General features: G+C 61.8%; 16 protein-coding genes. 2 read left to right on the forward strand and 14 right to left on the reverse strand.

Annotated elements, in window-relative coordinates; translation table 11 throughout:
• Positions 1-150 precede the first annotated feature (150 nt).
• Positions 151-807, reverse strand: coding sequence for a GTP cyclohydrolase I FolE (gene folE, locus AB5Y86_RS05290; RefSeq protein WP_368192322.1), 657 nt, complete (start codon positions 805-807; stop codon positions 151-153).
• A gap of 308 nt (positions 808-1115) precedes the next feature.
• Here folE and moeA point away from each other — a divergent pair, with 308 nt between their 5' ends.
• Positions 1116-2342 carry a molybdopterin molybdotransferase MoeA gene (gene moeA / locus AB5Y86_RS05295; RefSeq protein WP_368192323.1) on the forward strand — a complete coding sequence of 409 codons (1227 nt, stop codon included), beginning with the start codon at positions 1116-1118 and terminating at the stop codon, positions 2340-2342.
• A complete protein-coding gene (gene moeB, locus AB5Y86_RS05300) occupies positions 2339-3094 on the forward strand; it encodes a molybdopterin-synthase adenylyltransferase MoeB (RefSeq protein ID WP_368192324.1) in 756 nt (251 codons plus the stop codon). Before moeA ends, moeB begins: the two co-directional genes overlap by 4 nt.
• 70 nt (positions 3095-3164) lie before the next feature.
• On the opposite strand, the gene AB5Y86_RS05305 is transcribed toward moeB, so the two are convergent.
• The 13 genes from AB5Y86_RS05305 to napA all read right to left on the reverse strand — a co-directional run bounded on the left by AB5Y86_RS05305 (position 3165) and on the right by napA (position 13911).
• The gene (locus AB5Y86_RS05305; protein ID WP_368192325.1) at positions 3165-3941 is read right to left on the reverse strand and encodes an alpha/beta fold hydrolase; all 777 of its coding nucleotides are present in this window, start codon (positions 3939-3941) and stop codon (positions 3165-3167) included.
• Positions 3942-4032: 91 nt separating this feature from the next.
• On the reverse strand, positions 4033-5133 hold the full coding sequence (gene modC / locus AB5Y86_RS05310; RefSeq protein WP_368192326.1) for a molybdenum ABC transporter ATP-binding protein: 1101 nt from the start codon (positions 5131-5133) through the stop codon (positions 4033-4035).
• Positions 5130-5810, reverse strand: a complete 681-nt coding sequence (gene modB, locus AB5Y86_RS05315) for a molybdate ABC transporter permease subunit (RefSeq protein ID WP_263085880.1) — start codon at positions 5808-5810, stop codon at positions 5130-5132. Before modB ends, modC begins: the two co-directional genes overlap by 4 nt.
• Before the next feature lie 111 nt (positions 5811-5921).
• Positions 5922-6650, reverse strand: coding sequence for a molybdate ABC transporter substrate-binding protein (gene modA / locus AB5Y86_RS05320; protein ID WP_368171833.1), 729 nt, complete (start codon positions 6648-6650; stop codon positions 5922-5924).
• Positions 6651-6737: 87 nt separating this feature from the next.
• The gene (gene moaE, locus AB5Y86_RS05325) at positions 6738-7211 is read right to left on the reverse strand and encodes a molybdopterin synthase catalytic subunit MoaE (RefSeq protein WP_139407100.1); all 474 of its coding nucleotides are present in this window, start codon (positions 7209-7211) and stop codon (positions 6738-6740) included.
• A 2-nt stretch (positions 7212-7213) separates the two neighbouring features.
• Entirely contained in the window at positions 7214-7459 is a 246-nt protein-coding gene (moaD, locus tag AB5Y86_RS05330; protein WP_005353453.1) for a molybdopterin synthase sulfur carrier subunit, read from the reverse strand.
• Positions 7456-7980 (reverse strand): cyclic pyranopterin monophosphate synthase MoaC, encoded by a 525-nt coding sequence (gene moaC, locus AB5Y86_RS05335; protein WP_144715204.1) that lies wholly within the window; start codon positions 7978-7980, stop codon positions 7456-7458. The genes moaD and moaC overlap by 4 nt, the downstream gene beginning before the upstream one ends.
• Positions 7981-7989: 9 nt before the next feature.
• Positions 7990-8496, reverse strand: coding sequence for a molybdenum cofactor biosynthesis protein B (gene moaB / locus AB5Y86_RS05340; RefSeq protein WP_206874859.1), 507 nt, complete (start codon positions 8494-8496; stop codon positions 7990-7992).
• Between the two features lie 242 nt (positions 8497-8738).
• Positions 8739-9329 (reverse strand): cytochrome c3 family protein, encoded by a 591-nt coding sequence (locus AB5Y86_RS05345; protein ID WP_088869497.1) that lies wholly within the window; start codon positions 9327-9329, stop codon positions 8739-8741.
• Between the two features lie 11 nt (positions 9330-9340).
• Positions 9341-9796 carry a nitrate reductase cytochrome c-type subunit gene (locus tag AB5Y86_RS05350; RefSeq protein WP_005334452.1) on the reverse strand — a complete coding sequence of 152 codons (456 nt, stop codon included), beginning with the start codon at positions 9794-9796 and terminating at the stop codon, positions 9341-9343.
• Complete coding sequence (gene napH, locus AB5Y86_RS05355; protein ID WP_182963533.1) at positions 9796-10671, reverse strand: quinol dehydrogenase ferredoxin subunit NapH; 876 nt, start codon at positions 10669-10671, stop codon at positions 9796-9798. Before napH ends, AB5Y86_RS05350 begins: the two co-directional genes overlap by 1 nt.
• A complete protein-coding gene (napG, locus tag AB5Y86_RS05360; protein ID WP_368192327.1) occupies positions 10668-11405 on the reverse strand; it encodes a ferredoxin-type protein NapG in 738 nt (245 codons plus the stop codon). Before napG ends, napH begins: the two co-directional genes overlap by 4 nt.
• 16 nt (positions 11406-11421) lie before the next feature.
• Entirely contained in the window at positions 11422-13911 is a 2490-nt protein-coding gene (napA, locus tag AB5Y86_RS05365; RefSeq protein WP_368192328.1) for a nitrate reductase catalytic subunit NapA, read from the reverse strand.
• Positions 13912-14007 lie beyond the last annotated feature (96 nt).

Genomic DNA, 14007 nt, shown 5'->3' on the forward strand with positions numbered 1-14007 from the left:
ATCGGAAAAATGCATAACGTTTGCATAAGGCAAGCCGCGCGGGTCAAGCCGTTGCAGGCCGCCACTCTCATCCGGGGCCAATGAAAAACGCCAGCAATGGCTGCTGGCGTCTCGTTTATTCAGCAAGGCGGTTACAAAATAACCGCCATTTTATCCGCGCAGGCCGCCCAGAAATTCGGCCCGGGTATCGGGCTGGGTCTTGAACACCCCGCCGAGGGAGGTGGTGGTGGTATAAGAAGTGGAGTCCATCACGCCGCGGGCCTTGACGCAGTAGTGGGTCGCCTTGATGCTGATGGCCACATCCTTGGTGCCGAGCAGGGTCTGTAGCGCCAGCAGGATCTGCTGGGTCAGCCGCTCCTGCACCTGGGGACGACGGGCGAAGAACTGCACGATGCGGTTGATCTTCGACAGGCCAATCACCTTGCCACGAGGGATATAGGCCACATGGGCCATGCCGTCGATGGTGACGAAGTGGTGTTCGCAGGTGCTGGTGAGGCTGATGTCCCGCACCATGATCATCTCGTCCACCTGCATCTTGTTCTCGATCACCGTCACTTTGGGGAAGGTGGAATAATCGAGGCCGGAGAAGATCTCGTTGACGTACATCTTGGCGATGCGGTGCGGTGTCTCGGCCAGACTGTCATCGGTCAGATCCAGCCCCAGGGTCTCCATGATGGAGCGCATATGGCCTTCGATCTTCTCCCGCTTCTCCTGGCTGTTCAGCTCGTTGGTGACCAGGGGGGTTTCCAGTCCCTGGGCTTCGAGGGCAGCCCTGACCAGCAAGGCTTCCGGACTTAAGGTTGTCATTATCTTCTCTCCCACGCTCAGGGACTGTGAGGGCCGCTCAAGGAGCAACCCCTTATGTTATGGCGGCGTACAGGGCCGACGGTATCGCTGTAATGGTCGCCACTCGGGATGTAACGGCCATCTGTTATGGCGGCATAGTAAACGGCCATTGCCGCCAAGATTCAAGTCAACTTGTGCGTCACCTCATACTTTATGGCCATCTACCCCCGTTTCTGTGCCGATTACCCCGAGAATCCTTGAGATAACCTGCCCATCCCCGGGGATTTTTGTGATAATCCCGCCTTCAATCATAGAAAGAGGTCATGACGATGGGATTTGATACCAGCGGACTACTCCCCTTAAGCGATGCCCTGCAAGGGATGCTGGAACAACTCGCCTGCTGCTGCGACAGCGAGCAGCAGCCCCTGCCAGAGGCCCTTGGCCGGGTTCTTGCCAGCGACATCGCCTCTCCCCTCGCCGTGCCCCCCTTCGACAACTCCGCCATGGACGGTTACGCCGTGCGCCTTGCGGATCTCACTGCTGGCACCCCGCTCATCATGGCGGGCAAAGCGTTTGCCGGTCAGCCCTATCAGGGCGAGTGGCCCGCCGGCCACTGCGTGCGGATCATGACCGGCGCCCCGGTTCCCGCAGGCACCGATGCGGTGGTGATGCAGGAAGAAACGCAGGCCGACGGCGATCGGATCACTTTTCTTACGCAACCCGAACCGGGCCAGAATATCCGCCGCACCGGCAGCGATATCGGCAAGGGCGCCTGCGTGCTGCCAGCCGGCACTCGCCTCACCCCAAGAGAGATGCCACTGCTAGCCTCCCTCGGCGTGGCTACCGTCGCGGTGCGCCGACCGCTGAAAGTGGCCATCTTCAGCACTGGCGATGAGCTCAAACCGGTCGGTACCCCGCTCGCCCACGGCGATATCTATGACTCCAACCGCTACGGCGTGCGGGCCATGCTGGCGCGCATGGGCTGCGACTGCCTCGACCTTGGCATCATCCCCGACGATCCGGCCCAGCTACGCGCTGCCTTTATCCGCGCCGACGAAGAGGCCGATGTACTCATCACCACCGGCGGCGTCTCGGTGGGGGAAGCGGATTTCACCAAACAACTGCTGGACGAGCTCGGCGAGATTGGCTTCTGGAAGCTTGCCATCAAGCCGGGCAAGCCGTTTGCTTTTGGCCGTCTGCCCCGCGCCTGGTTCTTCGGCCTGCCGGGCAACCCCGTCTCCGCCATGGTCACCTTCGATCAGCTGGTGCAACCGGCGCTGGCCAAGCTGGCGGGCCAGCACTTCGAGCGCCCGCTCCAGCTGCAAGCCATTGCGGCCGAGCCACTCAAAAAGAGCCCGGGCCGACTCGACTTCCAGCGCGGCATCCTGAGTCAGGGGCCAAACGGCCTCGAGGTGCGCAGCACCGGCTCGCAGGACTCCGCCGTGTTCAGCTCACTGTCGCGAGCCAACTGCTACATCGTTCTTGAACGGGAACGGGGCCGCGTTGCCGCGGGCGAGACGGTGACCGTGGAGCCATTCGGGGGGTTGCTGCTGTGAGCGAGATCCTGAGCGACGCCGAACTGCTGCGTTACAACCGCCAGATCATCCTCAAATCCTTCGACTTCGAGGGACAGGAGGCGCTCAAGCAGGCCCGTGTGCTGGTGATCGGCGCTGGTGGCCTTGGCTGCGCCGCCAGCCAGTATCTGGCGGTAGCCGGAGTTGGCCAGCTCACCCTGGTCGATTTCGACAAGGTGGAGCTCTCCAATCTGCAGCGTCAGGTGTTGCACAACGATGAGCGCATTGGCCACTACAAAGTAGACTCTGCCGCCCAGTCGCTGCGAACCCTCAATCCCTGGCTCAACGTCGAGACCCACGCTGCCGTGGCCGATGAGGCGCTGCTCGATACCCAGCTGCCCCGACATCAGCTGGTGCTCGATTGCACCGACAACCTGGCCATTCGCAACCTGCTGAATCAAAAGGCACGCCAGCACAAAATACCGCTGGTCAGTGGCGCCGCCATCCGGCTGGAGGGACAGCTGTGCAGCTTCACCTGGCAGGAAGATGAGCCCTGCTACGCCTGCCTCAGCGCCCTGTTTGGCGAGCAGGCCCTCACCTGCGTCGAGGCGGGCGTGCTCGCCCCCGTGGTGGGGCTGGTGGGCAGCCTGCAAGCACTGGAAGCTATCAAACTCTTGGCAGGCATGGGCAAAAGCTACAGCGGCCGCCTGCTGATGATCGACGGCCTGAGTGGCACCTTCCGCGAGATGAAGCTGCCCAAGCGCCCCGACTGCCCGGTCTGCTCCCACCCTTGACGCAAACGGGATCAAAAAAGCCGAACCCTGTGGTTCGGCTTTTTGGTACCTGCACCTAACAACCCCTTCCTCAATGGGTCGTGAGGATCCGTTGCAACAGGTGATTAAAGCCCGAGGGATCTTCCGCGGGCCAGGCGTGGTGGCCGTTGGGGGTGTGGATGGTGGCGTTGGGCAGGGCGGCAAACTGCTCTACCCGTTTGGCCAGCGGCAGGTAGTCGTGACTGGTGGAGATGATGGCCACCGGCTGCCAGATGGAGCCGAGCCGGGCGCGTACCGACCAGCCGGGTAACGCCTCCAGCAGCGCCTTGTAAACCTTCTTTTTGTTACGCACGAAACGCAGCCGGAAGGTATGGCGCACCTGCGCAAGATCCGGGCCCGGGAAGAGCTCGCGTCCCAGCCACCAGGCGAGCGGCCGCATGCCAAACCAGCGCAGCCACTTGAGGCGCTGGGCGTAGCGCTCCTGCTCCCTCGGCATTTCCAGCAAAAATTCGCTGACACCGTTGACCAGCACCAGCCCCCGCACCTTGTGTGGGAGTTGCAAAGCCAGCTCCAGCGCCACCATGGCCCCCAGCGACAATCCCACTACCCAGGCGGGCTCAGGTTGCTCATCGAGCCAGTTCGCCACATCAGCCGCCAGGGTTGATACGTCGAACGGCCCCTCCTGCATGCTCTGACCATGGCCGCGCAGATCCAGCGCCACCACCCGGTAGTGTTCGGAAAACCGTTCGATCTGCGCCTGCCAGTCGAGGCTGGAGGAGCCCAGCCCATGCAGCAGCAACAGCAAGGGGCCCTCTCCTGCGCTGCGCAGGGCAAGACCGTTGAATTTCATCACCTGATTGCGGCGCATCAGTGTATTGCCTCTCGACTCATCACCTGAACCATCTCTTGTTGTTATGTTGCCCGTGGCCATCCTGCCACGTTATCAGCACGGCGCCCAATCAGCCTTCGCTGACCAGACTCACCGCCTTGATATAAGCGTAGATCTGCTGCTCCGGCGCCAGCGCCAGCCGCCTGGCGGAGCGGCTGGTGATCCGGGCCAGCAGTATCTGCTCACCCAGCGCCAACTGCAACAGGGTCTGGCCGGGGCGCACCTCGCGCACCGCCAGCAGACGGGTGACGAGACAGTTGGAGAGACTGGAGTGCTCGATGGGTGCCGTGGCAATCACCACATCCCGCCCGGCCACCTTGATCTGCAAGGGGCCACTCTCGTCCGGCACATGGATCATGGTGACCCGCAGTTGCTGCTCACCGAGCTGCAGGGTCGCCATCTGCTCCTCTTCATCGTAGTGAGAGAGGGTCGCCGCCAGCATCACCCCGGCATCGTCACGGCTGGCGAGCGAGAGATCAGTTCGGGCGAAAATCTCGCTCGGCCGTCCCTGCGCCTCCACCCTGCCACCTTCCAGCAGCACCAGCTGATCGCAGAGCAGGCTCACCTCCTCCATGGCGTGGCTGACGAAGATCATCGGGATGCAGCTCTCCTGCTGCAACCCCTTGAGCACATGGGCCTGATGGATGCGGCTGCGCCGATCGAGCGCCGAGAAAGGCTCATCGAGCAGCAGCAGATCAGGCTCGGCCAGCAGCGCCCGCCCCAGCGCTACCCGCTGGCGTTGACCGCCAGAGAGGGCATGGGCAGGCAGCCCCAGCAGATCGGCAAAACCGAGCCGAGCCGCCAGCGCTTCGGGTTGCCAGCGCCCTCGCCCCTTGCGGGCCGCCAGTTGCAGATTACCGAGCACCGTCAGATGGGGGAAGAGGCGCGAGTCCTGAAACACCAGTCCGATCCGGCGCGCTTCGGGCAGAAGCTGAGCATACTCCCGATCGCGCCACAGCAAGCGATCCCCGTTTTGGCGATCGAGCCCGGCGATGATGCGCAGCAGGGTGCTCTTGCCACAGCCCGAGGGGCCGAACAGGCCGAGGATCCCACCCAGTTCGAGGGTCAGTACGCAATCAAGGGTAAAGGGGCCAAACTCACGCCGGGCATGGAGGTTCAGGACATGGCGGGGTGGCTCGTTCACTGACGACATAGTGGCGGGCTGGTTCATCCAAACACTCTCCGCTGTCGGCGCTGCAGCACACCATAGACCAGTACCAGCATTACCAGCGAGAAGGCCATCAGGCCGCCAGCCAGAATATGGGCGCTCTGGTAATCCATCGCCTCCACATGATCAAACAGGGCAATCGAAAGCACCTGGGTCTCGCCGGGGATATTGCCGCCAATCATCAGCACCACGCCAAACTCCCCCAATGTATGGGCAAAGCCCAGCGCCGCCGCCATCACGAAGCTGGGCAGGGTCATCGGCAAGATGATGTGGAAGAAGCGCTCCAGCGGGCCGAGCCCCAAGGTAGCGGCAGCCTCCAGCTCCTTGTTACCCATGTTGACGAAGGCGGAGGTGAGCGGCTGCACTACGAACGGCAGCGAATAGAGGATGGAGGCAAACAGCAGGCCGAGAAAACTGAAGGCGAGCGGGGCACCAAAGGTGTCGCGCCACCAGGCGCCGAAACCATATTCGGGGGAGAAGGCGAGCAGCAGATAAAAACCCAGCACTGTGGGGGGGAGCACCAACGGCAGTGCCACCAGCGCCTCCACCAGCGGCCGCAGCCGGTTCTGACTGCGCGACAGCCACCAGGCGAGCGGCGGTGCCAACAACAGCAAAATCGCTGTGGTGCAGGCCGCAAGCTTCAGGGTGAGCCAGACCGCCAGCAGATCCCCTTCACTCATTGCCGACCTCCCGGTTGATAAATGCCCCCAACAGCATGGTATCCATCCTTATTGCAAAGAGTGGCCGACCCGAAGGCCGACCACTCAGGGTATCGCATCAGGCCCATCACCTTATTGGGGCAAGGCATAACCAGCTGCCTTGATCTGCGCCTGACCCGGCCCCTTGAGCCAGGCGACCAGCGCCTCGACCGCACTCCCTTTCTTCAATACCAGCCCCTGCTGTTCGATGGGGGGATAGAAGTCAGCCGGTACGGCCCAGGCTTCACCGGTCTTGTCCGCTTCCACCAGATTGGCCCAGGCGACAAAGCCCAGCTCGGCATTACCGGTGTCGACAAATTGCCAGGTCTGGCCGATGTTGGCGCCGGTCAGCAACCGGTACTGCTTGGGATCGATCTTGAGATGGGTGAGGGTCGCCATGGCGGCAGCACCATAGGGAGCTGTGCGAGCATTGGCGATGGCGAGGTTGCCTTTCCAGCTACGCAGGGTCGCCTCGTCAGGGGCCGGCCCCCCCTTCTTCCACAGCCCCAGCTGGCCGATGGCGTAGGTGAAGCGATCGCTCCCCTTGCCCTCTTTTTCCAGCTTCTCGGGGGTCGCCGCATCGGCGGAGAGGAAGAGATCGAACGGTGCGCCGTGACTGATCTGGGTGTAGAGCACTCCAGTGGCGGCAGACGAGATGGCCAGGGTGTGGCCGGTCTTGGCGGTAAACTCCTTGCCAATACGCTCGATGGTTCCCTTGAAGTTGGCAGCCACAGCCACCTTCACTTCATCGGCCTGCACGGCACCGGTATGCAAGGTGGCGGCGCAGACGCCTACGATGACAACAGATAACAACGGTTTCATTCCCTTTCTCCTGATGGGGCTCGCACATCCGCGCCCCTTGGCGGGGCCGTGGTTCCCGTTGAACCTGTGCCCCTCGTGATGAACAGGTCAGGCTTGCCAGCGGGCAGCGGCGGCGTTGTCGCTCTCCTTGGCCTCGACCCAGCGTTGCACACCCTCGGCGGTCAGCTCTTTTTTCCAGAACGGCGCCCGGGTTTTCAAGAAATCCATGATGAAGTGACAGGCGTCAAAGGCGGCGTCGCGGTGGGCACTGCTCACCGCCACCAGCACGATCTGATCGCCAAGCCACAACTCGCCGATACGATGAATGAGGGTACACTCCTGCAGCGGCCAGCGGCGACGGGCCTCCTGCACGATATCGGCCAGCGCCTTCTCGGTCATGCCGGGGTAGTGCTCGAGGGCCAACCCCTTCACCTCCTCCCCCTGATTGAAGTCGCGAACCTTGCCAACGAAGGTGACGATGGCGCCACTGTCGGGGCGGGTGGCGAGACGGGCATATTCGTCCGCCAGCGAGAAATCCTCCCGCTGGACCATAATGCGATCGGTCATGGTTGCCTCGCTCATCCTTAACCTCCGGTCACCGGCGGGAAGAAGGCCACCTCATCGCCATCATTGATGGGGGTATCGAGGGGCACCAAGGTCTGATTGACCGCGACCAAGAGCTTGCCTGCTTCCAGCGCCAGCGCCCACTTGTCGCCACGCTCACAGAGCGCCGCGCGCAGTTGTTCGGCGGTGGCGTAGTCGCACGGCAGGCTCAGCTCATCGCAGGCCACCAGCTCTCTTACTTGCGCAAAAAACAGTACCTTGATCATGCTTGCTCCCCGCTATTTGACCCCAGCTGAAAATGGCCGGACTTGCCGCCCTTTTTCTCTACCAGCCGCACCTGTTCGATCACCATGTCCTTTTGTACCGCCTTGCACATGTCGTAGATGGTCAGCGCCGCTACCGACGCTGCGGTCAGTGCCTCCATCTCGACACCAGTCTTGCCGGAGAGTTTGCAGAGGGTGCGGATATGCACCTTTTGCTGCTCGGGCAGCGGCACTATCTCCACCTCAACTCGGGTCAGGGCCAGCGGATGGCAGAGGGGGATGAGATCGGAGGTCTTCTTGGCGGCCATGATGCCAGCGATGCGGGCGGTGGCGAACACGTCCCCCTTGTGGTGCTGGCCGCTCAGGATCAGCGCCAGGGTCTCGGGGGCCATGGCAACAAACGCTTCGGCACGGGCTTCACGCTCGGTCACCTGCTTGTCGGTCACATCCACCATATGGGCTTCGCCGCTCTGGTTCAGATGCGTCAGGTTGGGCTGGGTCTGCTTGGGATCGGTCTGGTTCATCGTTTGCTCTCAGAGGTGGGAGACAAAGTTGCACGGCTTGGTGCGGGCATCGAGCTGATCGCGGATCAGTTGCTCCCAACCCAGCCGACAGGCGCCGGTGGAGCCCGGCAGACAGCAGATCAGGGTGCGATTGGCGAGTCCCGCCAGTGCACGGCTCTGCATGGCGGAGCCTTTAATCTCGGCAAAAGAGAGTTGACGGAACATCTCGCCAAAACCCTGTACGGTGCGCTCGAACAGCACACCGACCGCTTCCGGTACCCGGTTCTGTTCATTGAAGCCGGTACCGCCGTTAATCAGCACCACCTGCACCCCCTCATCGGCGATCCACTCGCTCACCCGCGCGCGGATGCGAAACAGGTTGTCCGGGCAGAGCGCCCGATCGGCCAGCTGATGGCCCGCGTCGGCAAGGGCCGAGACCAGATAGTCGCCCGAGCTGTCATCAGCGGCAGTGCGACTGTCGGAAACCGTCAGCACGGCGATCTTGAGGGGAATAAATGCGTTGTGTTTCTGTCCCATCGGGCAGCTCCTTGTGGCAATGGGCCGTCAACGAGGCAGGAAGAGAAGGGGTATGAGAGGCCAGCTGTCAGGGCGCAAAAACGGACGCAGACAGGGGTGACCAACTTGCTCAAGCGTGTGACGGCGGGCTGATTCTATCAAAGGTTTCACGAGATATGGGATTTAAAAGACACACAAATCTGATGCTTGTCCCATATATGAACAAAACGCAGGCCGGGCAAACCCGGCCTGTCGTCGCAGGATCAGAACCCTTTCACCCCGGTCATGTCGGGCAGCTGGTGCGCAATCCCCTTGTGACAGTCGATGCAGGTACTTTCACCACTGGCCAGATTGGTAGAGTGCATCTTGGCGGCACGCTGCCCCTGCAGGGAGAAGTCCATGTACTCGAAGTTGTGGCAGTTGCGGCACTCGCGCGAATCGGTCTCTTTCATCCGCTGCCACTCCCGTTCCGCCATCTCGCGCCGGTGTGCCTCGAACTTCTCGCGGGTATCCACCTTGCCGGTGATCATGCCCCACAGCTCCTTGGAAGCCTGCACCTTGCGGATGATCTTGTAGGTCCACTCGTGCGGTACGTGGCAATCCGGGCAGCTGGCCCGCACGCCGGAGCGGTTAGCGTAGTGGATGGTATCGCGATACTCCTCGAACACGTTGTCCTTCATCTCGTGACAGCTGGTGCAGAAGGCCTCGGTGTTGGACGCTTCCATGGCGGTGTTGAAGCCACCCCAGAAAATCACGCCACCGAAGAAGCCCATCAGCAGGATGACCCAGAGAGCCGCCTTCGATGGTGACTTGAAGGTGGTCCACAGACGCTGGATAAAGCCGGGTAATTTCATCTATGGATTCCTCAGTTCAGCGCTTCAACCGGTTTAAAGGTATTTTCCACCAGCGGCTTGGCATCCGCTTGCGGTACATGGCACTGCAGGCAGAAGTAGCGACGCGGCGACACTTCACCCAGGGTCAGGCCGTCGCGGGTCTCGAAGTGAGTCGGACTGATCTTGGGGGCCTTCATGGCGCTGGCATTCTTGAAGCTGTGGCAAGCCAGGCACTTGTTGACCTTGGTGTCCACCTCATAGTTGCGAATGTCGTGGGGGATCAGCGGCGGCTGATGCATGTACTGGCGATCGTAGGGCGCGCCATCCTTGCGGAAGTTTTTCAGGGGCGCGGCGGTGGCATCGGTCACCAGATCGGTGGCGCCACGCTCGGACTTGAGGCCACCGGTACTGTTGGTGATCTCGGGGGCCGCTGCCATCAAGGATCCCGCCATCAGGCAGGCCAGCATTGCTCCAATCAGCTTTTTCATTATTTGTTCTCCGACGTTTTTTCTGCCTTGACGGCAAAACCTACAGTGATTTCAAAAACTTGTTCCGCGCAGACATCGATGCAGCGGCCACAGTTGGTACACTCCTGAGCCGCAATCAAGGGCCCGTGACCGCGCTTGGCACCGTGAACAGGCCCGCGCAGGATGGGACGCTCCGGGCAAACCGCATAACAATCCATGCAGTTGTTGCACCGCTCGCGCCCCTTGGCAGAAATCTTGATAAATCCGACCCGGTTGACCAGGGCATAGAAGGCCCCCACCGGACAGAGATGACCGCACCAGCCCCGCTCAACCACGAAGAGATCGAACAGGAACAGCGCTGCAAGCAGGGCCCAGCCAGCCCCCATGCCAAACAGCAGGCCGCGCATGGCGAGCGACACCGGATTGACCAGCTCCCACGCCATCACCCCAACCACCGCTGGCACCACCAGCACCATGGCCAGCAACCAGTAGCGGGTCGCACGGCTGAACTGGCCGTTGCCCTTTAATCCAAGTCGCCCCCGGAGCCAGGCTGCGGCATCCGTGATGAGGTTGACCGGACATACCCAGGAGCAGAACATCCGCCCCCCGACCAGCCAGTAACCGGCCAGCACAATGGCAGCACCCAGCCAGAGAGTGGTGATGGGCCAGTGACCCGCCGCCAGCGACTGCAACAGCGTGAGGGGATCGGTCAGCGGCACCGTCTCCAGCAACAGCGAGCTGGAGAGGTTGCCCTTGAGGATCCAGATGCCCGCCAGCGGCCCCAGCAAAAACAGCCCGAGCACGCTGAACTGACTCAGCCGACGCAGCAACAGGAAGCGGTGGGAACGCCACCACCCCAGCTTGATGCGAGCATCTTCCCCCGGATAACGACTCATAACCCCTCCGGTTTGCGGGTGGGCAGGGTGAGCCTGTCGCCAATGAGCGACTTGTTCCCCGCCTTGGCCTTCTCTTCCCAGCCGAGCCTGTAGTGATGACCCAGCTCACCTTTGGCGAGCTGGCGTGGCACCACCTTGATGGCCGCTTCCTCCAGCACGCAGGCATGCTCACACTTGCCACAGCCGGTACAGACATCGCTGTGCACCGTGGGCAGGAACATGGCGTGCTTGCCGGTACGCTGGTTATGCTGCAACTCAAGAGTGATCGCCTTGTCAATCAGCGGACAGACCCGATAGCAGACATCGCAGCGCAGACCCAGATAGTTGAGACAGGTCTCGTGATCGATGAGCACTGCCACCCCCATCCGCGCCTGATCGATGTCGGTCATCTGCTGATCCAGCGCCCCGCTCGGGCAGGCCACCACGCAAGGGATGTCATCACACATCTCGCAGGGCACGGCACGCGCCTTGAAATAGGGGGTGCCAGTGGTCACACGGTCAAACAGCCGGGCGAGCTTGAGGGTGTCGTAGGGGCAGGCCTCAACGCAGAGCCCGCAACGCACGCAGGCGCCGAGAAACTCTGCTTCATCGAGGGCGGCAGGCGGGCGCAGCGCCTGGGCAGGCACAGCTTGCGCCTGCTGGCGGGCCATGCCACCTAGCCCCACGCCAAGCAGGCCCACACCGCAGGCCCCCTTGGCCATGTCGGCCAGAAACTGGCGACGACTACGACTCATCTCGCACTCCCCCGCCTTAAGCCTTCATCACCTTGACGGCGCACTTCTTGTAATCGGTCTCTTTCGAGAGCGGATCGGTGGCGTCCAGGGTCAGCTTGTTGACCAGCTGGCTCGCATCAAAGAAGGGCATGAAGACCAGTCCTTTCGGCGGACGGTTGCGACCACGAGTCTCGACACGGGTCTTCACCTCGCCACGGCGGGAGGAGACGATCACCTCTTCACCACGACGCACGCCGCGGGCCTTGGCATCGTCCGGGTGCATGAAGAGCACCGCATCCGGAAAGGCGCGATAGAGTTCGGGCACCCGACGGGTCATGGTGCCGGTGTGCCAGTGCTCCAGCACGCGACCGGTGGAGAGCCACAGATCGTACTCTTTATCCGGCGACTCGGCGGCGGGCTCGAACGGCAGGGCGAAGATGACCGCCTTGCCATCGGGCTTGCCATAAAAACGTACCCCCTCGCCCGCTTTCACATAGGGGTCGAACCCTTCACGGTAGCGCCACAGGGTCTCTTTGCCATCTACCACAGGCCAGCGCAGACCACGGGCTTCGTGGTACTGATCGAACGGAGCCAGATCGTGACCGTGGCCACGACCGAAGGTGGCGTACTCTTCGAACAACCCTTTCTGGACGTAGAACCCGAAGTGCTCGGCCTCGTCGTTCAGCAGACCTTTGCTCTGCTCTTTCGGGAACTGGTTGACCTGACCGTTGGCATAGAGCACGTCGAACAGGGTTTTGCCCTTCACTTCCGGCATCTTGGCAATCAGCTCAGCCGGCCACACTTCCTCAACCTTGAAGCGCTTGGAGAACTCCATCAGCTGCCACAAGTCGGACTTGGCCCCTTCCGGCGCTTTCACCTGCTGGTGCCAGAACTGGGTGCGGCGCTCGGCGTTGCCATAGGCCCCCTCTTTCTCCACCCACATGGCGGTCGGCAGGATGAGATCAGCGGCCTGGGCAGTGACGGTCGGGTACGGGTCGGAGACCACGATGAAGTTGCGCGGATCGCGATAGCCAGGCAGGCGATCGGTATTCATGTTGGGGCCGGCCTGCATGTTGTTGTTACACATCACCCAGTAGGCGTTGAGCTTGCCATCTTTGAGCATGCGATCCTGCAGCACGGCGTGGAAACCCACCTTGTCGGGAATGGTCCCCTCCGGCAGTTTCCAGATCTTCTCGGCAATGGCGCGGTGTTTGGGCTCGGTCACCACCATGTCGGCAGGCAGACGGTGGGCAAAGGTACCCACTTCACGCGCAGTGCCACAGGCAGAGGGCTGGCCGGTCAGTGAGAAAGGACCATTACCCGGCTCGGAGATCTTGCCGGTCAGCAGGTGGATGTTGTAGCAGAGGTTGTTGGCCCAGACGCCACGGGTATGCTGGTTGAAACCCATGGTCCAGTAGGAGACCACCTTCTTGCCCGGGTCGGCATAGAGCTTGGCCAGCTTTTCCAGCTTCTCTTTGGAGACGCCGGAGAGCTTGGAGACCGACTCCACATCGTAATCCGCCACGAACTTGGCAAACTCCTCGAAGGTCATCGGAGTGGCATCGCCGCTGTCCGGATTCTTCGCTTTCTGCTGCAGCGGATCGGTCGGGCGCAGGCCGTAACCGATGTCGGTGGCCCCCTTCTTGAACACGGTGTGTCTGTTGACGAAGTCCCAGTTCACCTTGTCGTTCTGGATAATGTAGTTGGCGACATAGTTGAGGATCGCCAGGTCGGTCTGCGGGGTAAACACCATGCCGTTGTCCGCCAGCTCGAAGCTGCGGTGTTCGAAAGTCGAGAGCACGTGCACCTGCACTTCCGGGTTGGAGAGACGGCGATCGGACATCCGCGACCAGAGGATGGGGTGCATCTCGGCCATGTTGGAGCCCCACAGCACAAATGCATCGGCCTGTTCGATATCGTCATAGCAGCCCATCGGTTCGTCCATGCCGAAAGTACGCATGAAGCCAACGACCGCAGAGGCCATGCAATGGCGGGCATTGGGGTCAATGTTGTTGGAGCGGAAACCGGCCTTCATCAGCTTGGCGGCGGCATAGCCTTCCCAGACGGTCCACTGGCCGGAGCCGAACATGCCGACAGCGGTCGGCCCCTTCTCTTTCAGGGTTGCCTTGAACTTCTCGGCCATGATGTCAAACGCCTGATCCCAGCTGATGGGGGCAAAGTCGCCATCCTTGTCGAACTGGCCGTTCTTCATCCGCAGCATCGGCTGGGTCAGGCGATCCTGGCCGTACATGATCTTGGAGAGGAAGTAGCCCTTGATGCAGTTGAGGCCACGGTTGACCGGCGCATCGGGGTCGCCCTGAGTCGCCACGACCCGACCATCCTGAGAGCCCACCAGCACGGAGCAGCCGGTACCGCAGAAGCGGCAGGGAGCCTTATCCCAATGGATGGCCGTCTTGTCGGTACTGGTGATGAGATTGGCTGCCAGCGTGGGGGCACTGACACCGGCCACGGCAGCGGCAGCTGCCACCGCGTTGGCCTTCATAAAGTCGCGTCGACTCAGCTTCATGGCATATCCTCACATTGCTTATCGCGTAATAGTTGTCGAATCTGTCGAACGGGAGCCAGCCATCAGCGGCAGAGGGCACGCCCGGCATCCCATCAC

This window comes from Aeromonas sp. s8 (genome assembly GCF_040907785.1).
Classification (GTDB): Bacteria; Pseudomonadota; Gammaproteobacteria; order Enterobacterales; family Aeromonadaceae; genus Aeromonas; species Aeromonas veronii.

Bases quoted from the DNA above. Each gene is read 5' to 3' on its own strand.
- moaB (WP_206874859.1), bottom strand. From the start codon at position 8,496: ATGGGACAGAAACACAACGCATTTATTCCCCTCAAGATCGCCGTGCTG.
- moaC (WP_144715204.1), bottom strand. From the start codon at position 7,980: ATGAACCAGACCGATCCCAAGCAGACCCAGCCCAACCTGACGCATCTG.
- modC (WP_368192326.1), bottom strand. From the start codon at position 5,133: ATGAACCAGCCCGCCACTATGTCGTCAGTGAACGAGCCACCCCGCCAT.
- modB (WP_263085880.1), bottom strand. From the start codon at position 5,810: ATGAGTGAAGGGGATCTGCTGGCGGTCTGGCTCACCCTGAAGCTTGCG.
- AB5Y86_RS05350 (WP_005334452.1), bottom strand. From the start codon at position 9,796: ATGAAAAAGCTGATTGGAGCAATGCTGGCCTGCCTGATGGCGGGATCC.
- folE (WP_368192322.1), bottom strand. From the start codon at position 807: ATGACAACCTTAAGTCCGGAAGCCTTGCTGGTCAGGGCTGCCCTCGAA.
- napA (WP_368192328.1), bottom strand. From the start codon at position 13,911: ATGAAGCTGAGTCGACGCGACTTTATGAAGGCCAACGCGGTGGCAGCT.
- moaE (WP_139407100.1), bottom strand. From the start codon at position 7,211: ATGAGCGAGGCAACCATGACCGATCGCATTATGGTCCAGCGGGAGGAT.
- moeA (WP_368192323.1), top strand. From the start codon at position 1,116: ATGGGATTTGATACCAGCGGACTACTCCCCTTAAGCGATGCCCTGCAA.
- napG (WP_368192327.1), bottom strand. From the start codon at position 11,405: ATGAGTCGTAGTCGTCGCCAGTTTCTGGCCGACATGGCCAAGGGGGCC.
- napH (WP_182963533.1), bottom strand. From the start codon at position 10,671: ATGAGTCGTTATCCGGGGGAAGATGCTCGCATCAAGCTGGGGTGGTGG.
- modA (WP_368171833.1), bottom strand. From the start codon at position 6,650: ATGAAACCGTTGTTATCTGTTGTCATCGTAGGCGTCTGCGCCGCCACC.
- AB5Y86_RS05305 (WP_368192325.1), bottom strand. From the start codon at position 3,941: ATGCGCCGCAATCAGGTGATGAAATTCAACGGTCTTGCCCTGCGCAGC.
- AB5Y86_RS05345 (WP_088869497.1), bottom strand. From the start codon at position 9,329: ATGAAATTACCCGGCTTTATCCAGCGTCTGTGGACCACCTTCAAGTCA.
- moaD (WP_005353453.1), bottom strand. From the start codon at position 7,459: ATGATCAAGGTACTGTTTTTTGCGCAAGTAAGAGAGCTGGTGGCCTGC.